This window comes from Acidithiobacillus albertensis (assembly GCF_001931655.1).
GTDB lineage: Bacteria > Pseudomonadota > Gammaproteobacteria > Acidithiobacillales > Acidithiobacillaceae > Acidithiobacillus > Acidithiobacillus thiooxidans.
Window position 1 is genome coordinate 1 of record NZ_MOAD01000108.1, and the last position, 3,061, is coordinate 3,061.

Sequence of the window (3,061 nt, forward strand, 5' to 3'; positions counted from 1 at the left end):
ATCGTTTATTAGGGTTTGACGAACTCCATTTTGTATTGTTAGCGTACTGACGTCGTGGAGGATTCCACGTACTACGGTCAATATCTATTTGACTACTTTCTATCGATTTTTTAGGTGGAGGATCTTAATGCAAGACTCAAATTCCAGATTGATGATGGGCCTTGGTGTATTCGCTTTAGGCGTTTCTATGGCTTTTGCGAGTTCCATGACCCCTGCCAATGCGGCGACCCCAGGATATCAACCACAGGGACAGTCATCCTCACACGCCATGCAGCATGGCGCCTCTTCCTCTGCCCAGCCTTACAGAGAACAGTCATCAGCCAGTGCGGCAACCCCGAGATACCAGCCTCAGGGACAACCCTCTTCACCGGCCATGCAACACGGTTCTTCTGCTGCTAGTCAGCCTTATGGCGGACAGTCATCGGCCAGTGGGGCGACCCCGGCATACCATTCTCAGGGACAGTCACACTCATACTCCATGCAGCATGGGGCCTCAGCCTCTGCTCAATCCCCCGAAGGCCAACCAGCGACTCAATCGAATCCGAATCAACCGCCAACCAAAACATCATAACCATAAGGTACTGGATGGTCTTGTCTCCGCAAGATCATCCGCAAACGTAATTTATACTGATCGTAGAATCCGTTGCGCATGAATTGCCGTATCTGGGAATGATCATTACCCATGGATCACGTCAGCATGCTTATCTACACGAACGGTGGTAAAAAAACAAATATTAATGTGGTATATCAGTTTTCTGTTAAATTACAGAAGAGATTTCTTATAAACATTAACGTGTTTTCTGGCTCCATGTTGAATATGCGCAACACTCATATTTTGACCAGTTTAAATACTTGTTAAATTTGATTCACATATTTGACAATACAGATTATCTGTTGTTACCGTAAAAACGCTTGTGCAATTTTACTCAAGCAATTACGAGCATAATCCATGCTCTTTTCTTTTACCTAAAAGGGAGATGAACTATTGAAAAGCATTCAGACTAATGTAATCACGGCACTCGGAATATTCGTGTTTAGCACATCCGTTGCTTTTGCAAGCATGAGCAGCCCCATGTCCACCACTCAACCCCAACCGTCCTCACCGGCAATGCAGAACGGTCCGTCTACACCGCCTATGGCTTCCGGAGCGCCGCAAGCGGGAGCGCAATCTGGCTCCCAGCCAATGATGCCCTCTGCACCTCAGGCGGGCCCTGCGGTGAGTAACGCTGAAATCATGCATTTTGCTTCCGCTCTGCGGGAAATCGAGCCCCTGAGTTCCAAAATGCGTGGTGAAGCCATGCAAAAAGGCGTAAGCAAAGCCAAGCAACAGGCACTTGAACAGACCTATGCAAAGGATGTTCACGGAATTCTGGCCAAAAACGATCTCTCCGCAAGTACTTATGAGATGCTCATGAGAAAAGCGCACAGCGATCCACAGTTTGCCCAAAAGGTAGAGGCCGCTATCAAGTCCGGTGCATAGTCCTCGCCTTGGTAGGTGATTCATGGAACGTCAGGGATACCATTCATGGTATCTCTGACGGTTTTTGTCGACCCTATTCTATAACTTATCAAAAATCGCAATGAAAAATCTTTCAAGACGCCTTTTTTTGTTGTTTTTTATCGTTATTGGGCTATCTGGATGCGTCTTCGGTCCTAGCCATCAGGATGTGCGTCAAGCACTCAAAAAAGCAGATATCATCCGTGCCATTAAAGACAACAACATGGACATGAATATGACCAAGAGTCAGATGCAGCATATTGATCAGGAAGTCAAAGAAACAAAGATCAATCAGTGCAGGCATTTGCACGGCCTGATTTATCGATGCTCCATGATCAGGAACGGTCAAATTCAGATGATCGAAATTGGAAAATTGGGTGGAAGCCATTGGCAGGTCATCAACAATAATCATCTGAACTAACCCAGTCATGGCAGCGTGTTTTGAGATCGTGGCGACGATGGGCTGATGCCTGAATCGTTAAGCGTCCACTATGCCTGTTGCATTGCTACGTAAAACGAAGGAAAGCGTCAATTATGGCCCTCTGTTTGGGGTCCCTTTATGCATACTGCAGAACCAAAACTCCAAAGGAGTGTCCTATGGCGAATAGTCGCCCGAAAACCCTGTTGAAACGCCCGAAACTACTGATTACTGCTGTTGTCGCTGCGTGCTTTGGTTTTACCCTGGGCGCCACCGAATGGGCACAGGCCGATGCCACCCCTACGTCGCCCGCCTTATCCATCCACACCAACACCGCACCCCAACAGGCGCTGGTTGCCCTCCCGGACTTTACCCCCATTATTGATCGCTATGGTCCGGCAGTGGTGAACATCAGCAGCACCACCAACAAAGTCATCCACCAACAGCACAACCCGTTTCCGCCAAATTCTCCTTTTTACCAGTTTTTTCAGCATTTCGGCGCACCCGGACAAGCCGGTCCCGGCCATCAGCAGCACGAAAAAATTCAATCACTGGGTTCCGGATTTATCATCAGCCCGGATGGTTACATTGTCACCGCCGGTCACGTAGTACGGGGTGCCAATCATATTGTCGTCACGCTGACCAATCATCATGCCTATCCCGCCAAACTGATCGGACTTTCAGTACGCTACGACACCGCCCTGCTGAAAATTGATGCCAAGGATCTTCCCACTGTCCCTATCGGCAATTCTGATCATCTGAAAGTCGGACAGTGGTTGCTGGCTGTAGGTGCGCCCTTCGGTTTTTACAATACCGTCACCCAGGGGGTGGTCAGCGCCATGAACCGGCCGTTGCCTGATGACGAATACATCCCTTTCATCCAGAGCGACGTGCCCATTAATCCCGGCAACTCCGGTGGTCCGCTCTTTAACATGAAGGGCCAGGTAATCGGCATCAATGATCAGATTTATACCAACAGCGGCGGATATATGGGCTTGTCATTCTCCATCCCCATCAATACCGTCATGCGTGTGGTGCAGGACTTCAAGGACCATAAACCCATTCAGTTCGGGTATCTGGGTGTCGAAGTGCAGGATGTCACCCCGCAAATGGCCCAGGCCCTGCATCTTCAGGAACCGGTAGGC

Annotated in this window: 4 protein-coding genes; all 4 read left to right on the top strand. The window is 49.0% G+C overall.

Annotated features, from left to right (window positions below; translation table 11 throughout):
* The first annotated feature begins 127 nt into the window (after positions 1 to 127).
* A complete protein-coding gene (locus tag BLW97_RS19310; protein WP_143215000.1) occupies positions 128 to 571 on the top strand; it encodes a hypothetical protein in 444 nt (147 codons plus the stop codon).
* Positions 572 to 1,072: 501 nt separating this feature from the next.
* Entirely contained in the window at positions 1,073 to 1,480 is a 408-nt protein-coding gene (locus BLW97_RS18830) for a DUF4168 domain-containing protein (protein WP_158006060.1), read from the top strand.
* Positions 1,481 to 1,733: 253 nt separating this feature from the next.
* A complete protein-coding gene (locus BLW97_RS18355) occupies positions 1,734 to 1,919 on the top strand; it encodes a hypothetical protein (RefSeq protein WP_143215002.1) in 186 nt (61 codons plus the stop codon).
* Positions 1,920 to 2,095: 176 nt separating this feature from the next.
* The coding region (locus BLW97_RS18360) for a trypsin-like peptidase domain-containing protein (protein ID WP_143215003.1) at positions 2,096 to 3,061 on the top strand (966 nt) is incomplete at its 3' end.

Bases quoted from the DNA above. Each gene is read 5' to 3' on its own strand.
- BLW97_RS18355 (WP_143215002.1), top strand. From the start codon at position 1,734: ATGACCAAGAGTCAGATGCAGCATATTGATCAGGAAGTCAAAGAAACA.
- BLW97_RS18830 (WP_158006060.1), top strand. From the start codon at position 1,073: ATGTCCACCACTCAACCCCAACCGTCCTCACCGGCAATGCAGAACGGT.
- BLW97_RS19310 (WP_143215000.1), top strand. From the start codon at position 128: ATGCAAGACTCAAATTCCAGATTGATGATGGGCCTTGGTGTATTCGCT.